This is a genomic window from Microcoleus sp. C2D2 (assembly GCF_036702495.1).
Lineage (GTDB): Bacteria > Cyanobacteriota > Cyanobacteriia > Cyanobacteriales > Microcoleaceae > Microcoleus.
Genome location: NZ_JAUBTO010000264.1, coordinates 1 through 5,927 on the forward strand (window position 1 = coordinate 1; position 5,927 = coordinate 5,927).

The following is a 5,927-nucleotide window of genomic DNA, read 5'->3' on the forward strand; positions in this document are numbered from 1 at the left end:
AGCGCTGTTTTAGCCAAAGAATTTCCGTTTTGCGATGAACTCAACAGCATGGCTCGACAATCGAGCGCAGAAAGAGCTTGGTCGGCGATCGCCAGATTCTACGACAACTGTAAAAAGAAGACTCCGGGGAAAAAGGGGTTTCCAAAATTCCAGAAAGACAACCGCTCAGCCGAATACAAAACGACCGGGTGGCGTCTGGCAGCAGACCGAAAGTCCATCATTTTTACCGACAAAAAGGAGATCGGAAAACTCAAATTAAAAGGAACGCGGGACTTACATTTTATCAGCTTACTCAAATCAAACGAGTACGCTTGGTAAAACGAGCAGATGGATATTACATCCAATTTTGCATTCAATCTGACCGTTCTGAAAAGATTGAAGTCACGGGCAGTGCCATTGGATTAGACGTGGGATTGAAAGAATTTTACACAGACTCCAATGGCGTTACAGTTGAAAATCCGCGATTTCTTCGCAAGGGAAAGCGCAGGCTCCAAAAAGCCCAAAGACGACTTTCAAGACGAGTCAAGGGTTCGCAAAATAGGAAAAAAGCTAAAGTGATTCTAGGAAAGCATCATCTCAAAATAAGTAGACAACGTAAAGATTTTGCTGTGAAATTGGCAAGATGTGTCATCCAGTCAAACGACTGTGTAGTCTACGAAGACTTGAGGATTAAAAATATGGTGAAGAATCACTGTCTAGCCCAATCGATTAACGACGCATCTTGGTATATGTTCCGAGTGTGGCTGGAATATTTCGGTAAAGTATTCGGAAGAATTACAGTTGCCGTGCCAGCCAATGGAACAAGTCAAGAATGCTCTAGCTGCGGAACAGTTGTTAAGAAAAGTCTATCAACGCGAACCCATGTTTGTCAGTGTGGATGCGTGTTAGATCGTGACCATAATGCAGCTAGAAATATCCTGAGTCGGGGATTGAGTACGGCGGGGCACGTCGGAACTCGGATCTTAGATCTGAACGCTTGTGGAGAATTGACCGCTACCGATGTTGAAGTAATTCTGCATCAGCAAGTCGATTCTGCGAAACAAGAATCCCCTTGGCTTTAGCCAGGGGAGTGTCAACAACTCTCAATGAACAATAGTCCAGACAGTTTTTAGTTCGCCGTCTGAAACCCTCGATTTTCCGTTGGTAGGGAACTTGCCTTGGAGCATTGAAACCCTTATTCTACGGTTGGCAATCAAAAACTGTCCGAAGTATTGAATGAACACAAAAGGAATGACGCCCACGTTAAGGTAAATAGCGTTGGCTCTTGCCACGAATTTATAAGCACTTAAGTAGCGAAACCCAACAGACAAACCTTGAGTGGGGTTTCATTCCTCAACCTAACCTACAAAGTTGGCTGCCCGATCGCAGACATGGTATAAATGTTGGCAAAAAGCAGATGTTGGATTGACGCAGGAAACGCAATTTATAGGATATGCGATCGCACTAACGCCTAAACTCCCGTAGCCAACAATTCAAATCTATCTCTTCCTTACACTTAATTTCAATAAAATTAGCTGACCTTTATGCTTAACAGCAAGCGTTTGGCTATCTGGACTAAAAACATAACTGTCATATCCATTTTCATCTGGAGTCCAAAGTTCTTGTCCGTCTCGGATCCACAACCTCAGCCCATGTTTGAAAATACCTGTACTATAAAATTTACATACAGCAGCAATTATCTGGCCATTAGAGCTAAAAGAAACAGCCTCGCAAGAGTAATTGTCTATATCGTCAAGTAAACTCGGCAAGGATATAATAATACGCCACAAGGATATTGTAGGCAAAGTTTGAATTCTCTTTCCATCTTCTGCATTCCAGAGCGTTACCCCGTTTGACCCAGCCGTAGCAACTATCTGGTTATCCGGACTCCAACTTATACCCTGACTATAAGACTTATCAATATGTTCAAATAAATATAGCAGTTTCCCCTGATAATTCCACAGTCTAGCCCCTTCAGGATGCCAGGTTAAGATAGCAGTATTATTTGAATTAGGTGCGACATCGAAAGCCATTAAAGTTGATAAATTTCTAAGTAACTTTCCTTCTTGGCTCCATAAGTTTACGTTGCCACTATCGATAGTAATGATTGTTCTTCCATCTGGGCTAAAATTAACGTATTCAAACCCGCCATAACCTTTACTAGAAACTCTCAAAGGAGTAGTCATACCGCTTCTCTTAAGAATCTGAAGCTCCTCCCCAGAGCGACTCCAAAGCTTCACCTCTTGAAGACTAAGCGTAGCAATAGTTTGTCCGTCTAAGCTAAATCTGAAAGCCTGAATTGTTTCTTTGTGGTGAAGAGTCTGAATTTCCTCACCGTTAAGATTCCAGAGTTTCACTTCCTTGTTGCCAAGAGCAACAATCATCTTCCCATCAGGATGAAAATATACAACTGGAATATAAGAATCCTGAGCTATGAAGGGTGATGTCCACAATTGCTTTCCTTGAGTGTTCCACAGAGTCACTCCAGTATTACTAGCAGTTACTATCAGTTGCCCATCTGGACTAAATACGAAACTCTTGATTTTAGCTTTTGTTGTATCAGATGATAATGTCCGAATTTTTTCCGCTTCAAGATTCCATAGAGTCACTTCGCGGTCATTAGAAGTAGCAATTATTTTTCCATCTGGGCTAAATATGAATCTGTTAATCACAGACTGATGTATTCGCCCAAGCTCAATAACTTTCCAAGTTTCACGAGTTTTAAAGTTGTTAATCGTAGCAGCGATCGCAACTAGCGAAAGTATAAATATAATTGAAAATTTTTTGCGATTAAGCATTCCAACAACCCCCGATTATAACTCTAAATTGGTATTAGATTAATACCAATATAGACTTTTCTCTGGCTTGCCTCTGGATTTTTGGGAGCAACTCTGGAATCTTTACGAAAACTTTACCGGAGCGGTGCGATCGCTAAGCTTGCAGTGTATATCAGTGGAATGTAACACACCAGACCGATTTGAAGATAAAGCAATGAGCGATCGCCCCACTCATTTCAAGGTGAATAGACTAAAACATTTGTATAGCCTTTCTCAGTAACATGAGGTGCTCTCGCGGCCTCCGTGGCCTCCGTGGCCTCCGTGGGCATAGGCATAGGACTCGCCCCCATACCTCACCACGCGATCGAACCGCTATATCCCCGGAAATCCTGTGCCATAGCGATTAGAAAGTCTAGGCTCATGCACCGCTTTAATCTCGGCCCTTTGCCTGTCTAAGCTGTTGCGGCATTTAAACTGTATGTCAAAAAAAAATCAAAGTCTTGTGGGGTGGGCGTCCCGCCCGCCCTGAATATACAATTTAAATGCGCGACAGCTTAACTTCTAAACTGCCGTCGTTCCTTTTGCAGTCTCTCGAACAACAAAATCAACCACATCCTCTAATGAACCAGTGCGCTTGTACAGGTCCCGTTGCCGTGCAGCACCGTTCCCTTGCTGCATCGTTTCCTGTGCGATCGCATAGACTTTATCCCATTCCCCAAATTCTTCGATGGTGTTGATGCCGATTAGCGATCGCGGACTCCGCACTAGACTGGTTCACCGTAGAGTGTTCTGCGATCACGTTGGCATCAGTTGCTGAATGCGCTCTGGTTCCTCTCCCAGCCAATCTAGATTCTGGGCAGTGCTGTCGAAAATTGATGAGGTTTTGAATGGCTCAAACTCGCCGCGCGATGCCGCTTCTGCCGTTTTTGCTAACAGCGATCGCACCTCCTGGTCATTCATGGGCTGGAACGTCCGCACCGCCTCAAACGCTTGATCGAGAATCTCCATGCTGTCAATCCCCGTAACCACAACCGATGTAGGTAGATTCAGCGCATAGTGCAGACACTCAATTGGCGTTACCGTATTTGACCGTAACAAAATCCCGTTTCCCATGCTTTTCATGCCAAGAATGCCGATGTCCTGTTTAACGAGTTCTGGCACAACCAGCTTCGCAAAGCTTCGGTAGTGTGCATCCATCACATTCAGCGGCAACTGAGCCGCATCAAACTTAAACCCATAACTGGCTGCAACTTCCAGCATATGCAGATGAATCTGGGGGTCTTTGTGTCCGGTGAAGCCAATATATCGGAGTTTGCCAGCTTCCCGCGCCTCAATTAAGGCGGCATTTGCCCCTTCTGGATCGAAAACTCGAGGCGGGTCCTCGAATCGGAGGATTTCGTGGTGCTGGACGAGATCGATGCAATCAACTTGCAGGCGTTGCAGTGATTCGTCTAGCTGTCTTGCGGCATCTTTCTTCGAGCGACCGTCGATTTTCGTCATCAGGAATACTTTGTCTCGGTAGCCATCGCGCAAGGCTTTCCCCATGCGAATCTCGCTGACTCCACCGTTGTAATCCCAACTGTTATCCATAAAAGTGATGCCGCGGTCGATCGCACTGCGAACAATCCGGATACCCAGTTGCTCATCAACATACTTCAATCCGATGTGCCAACCACCCAATCCGATCGCAGAAACCCTCTCTCCTGTGCTGCCAAGAGTTCGGTATACCATTTCTGAGTTTGACGTACTTTCTGACATCTATTCTCCTTTTTTTGCACCTATTGCTTAAGTGCAGATAGCTATAAGCAAATTCAAACGCAAGCAAACGTTTACAACATCTTGCTAGAGACACACTAGAACTGAGTATTGGCAATTTAGGAGGTGTGAACTACTTGGTTGAGTTGAGGCGTTATGCGATCGCTATTAGTGCTACCTGGTATCCTCCTCCCTCTGGAGTTTTCCTATAATAAATGCTGTGACTGGTGTGCCTTCAACTGTGCCTTCAACTGTGCAATTTCCTGAGCCATGTCTAAAACCATTGCCGCTCCCACTAAATTCAGCCCCAAATCCCGACGCAAGCGCTGAATTTGGCTGATGCGACCGATGTCGCGCGATCGCAGCATCGAACCCCTTGCTTCAATTAATCCCATCTCAATAAAGTTTTCCACTAGAGTAACAGAGGTTTCTGTCACTCTAGCTGCATACTCAAATGAATAAAGGCGATCGCCCTCTTGTGAAACAACTACCCGTGAAAGACTCACCTCGTTCATAGCCTTACCTCCTCTAAATTGGCACGCGGATTAAAACTGCTATTAGCACGAATTTTTTCATAGCAGTCACGCTCAATCTGGCTTATATCCTTAGGAGATACAATCTGTAACTTGACAATTTGATCGCCGCGCCCATCCTTAGGTTTGGGCCATCCTTTGCCTCGCAGTCGCAAAGATTGCCCAGAACGAACACCACCGGGAACGCTCATTGTGACACTGCCGTCAGGCGTTGGTACTTTTATTTGAGAACCCAATACTGCTTCATCAGGTCTAATCGGAATTTCAGTGACAATATCATCACCTTCAAACCGGAAAAATGGATGGGGCAGTAGTTCGATCGTCAGGTACAAATCTCCCCTAGCTTGCGAGAAAGGACTGGGACGACCCTTACCCTTGACACGGATGCGGCTTCCAGGTTTAGCCCCTGGTGGAATTCGCACATTAATCGTTTCATCGTCTAGTTGCAGCCGCTTCTGTACTCCTTGACACTCCCCGGCGTGAACGCACGGGGATTCTTGAGAAGTAAAGCCTAACAGACCTTAATTCGCAACGGCTGCGCCAAACAGCCTCTAGACAGTCCGGTAAAACCATTCTGCTTACTTTTTCTACCAATATTCGCCGCGCCTTGTGCGGAGCGCATTAATCAAATGTCCTTGCTTACTCCGATACAATCCACGCTTAATTCGCTTGCCAGAAAACTGGTAGGTAGTTTGCTTGTCGGCATTGTAAATAGGCAGATCGTCACCATCCAAGTAACTAGATTTAGACGTGTAACTTTCTTCTTGCTCTTTGTAGATCAATCCATACCGTTCACACAACGATTTAATGTATCCGCTCAATAAATCGGGGTAACAGCAAAAAAGAAGGTTCACAATCTAGGCACAGCATGGTAGAATATAAA

General features: G+C 45.0%; 6 protein-coding genes. 1 reads left to right on the forward strand and 5 read right to left on the reverse strand.

Translation table 11 applies throughout. From position 1 onward, the window contains the following. Window positions 1–188: 188 nt before the first annotated feature. Window positions 189–1,061 carry a transposase gene (locus QUB61_RS37280; protein WP_333136220.1) on the forward strand — a complete coding sequence of 291 codons (873 nt, stop codon included), beginning with the start codon at window positions 189–191 and terminating at the stop codon, window positions 1,059–1,061. Window positions 1,062–1,478: 417 nt separating this feature from the next. On the opposite strand, the gene QUB61_RS37285 is transcribed toward QUB61_RS37280, so the two are convergent. The 5 genes from QUB61_RS37285 to QUB61_RS37305 all read right to left on the reverse strand — a co-directional run bounded on the left by QUB61_RS37285 (window position 1,479) and on the right by QUB61_RS37305 (window position 5,562). After that, window positions 1,479–2,777, reverse strand: coding sequence for a PQQ-binding-like beta-propeller repeat protein (locus QUB61_RS37285; RefSeq protein WP_333136218.1), 1,299 nt, complete (start codon window positions 2,775–2,777; stop codon window positions 1,479–1,481). Between the two features lie 540 nt (window positions 2,778–3,317). Next, window positions 3,318–3,521, reverse strand: coding sequence for a hypothetical protein (locus tag QUB61_RS37290; protein WP_333136216.1), 204 nt, complete (start codon window positions 3,519–3,521; stop codon window positions 3,318–3,320). Window positions 3,522–3,551: 30 nt separating this feature from the next. Then, window positions 3,552–4,514, reverse strand: a complete 963-nt coding sequence (locus tag QUB61_RS37295; RefSeq protein WP_333136214.1) for an aldo/keto reductase — start codon at window positions 4,512–4,514, stop codon at window positions 3,552–3,554. Between the two features lie 203 nt (window positions 4,515–4,717). Next, window positions 4,718–5,026 carry a chaperone modulator CbpM gene (locus QUB61_RS37300; protein ID WP_333136212.1) on the reverse strand — a complete coding sequence of 103 codons (309 nt, stop codon included), beginning with the start codon at window positions 5,024–5,026 and terminating at the stop codon, window positions 4,718–4,720. Continuing rightward, entirely contained in the window at window positions 5,023–5,562 is a 540-nt protein-coding gene (locus tag QUB61_RS37305) for a DnaJ C-terminal domain-containing protein (protein WP_333190398.1), read from the reverse strand. Before QUB61_RS37305 ends, QUB61_RS37300 begins: the two co-directional genes overlap by 4 nt. Window positions 5,563–5,927 lie beyond the last annotated feature (365 nt).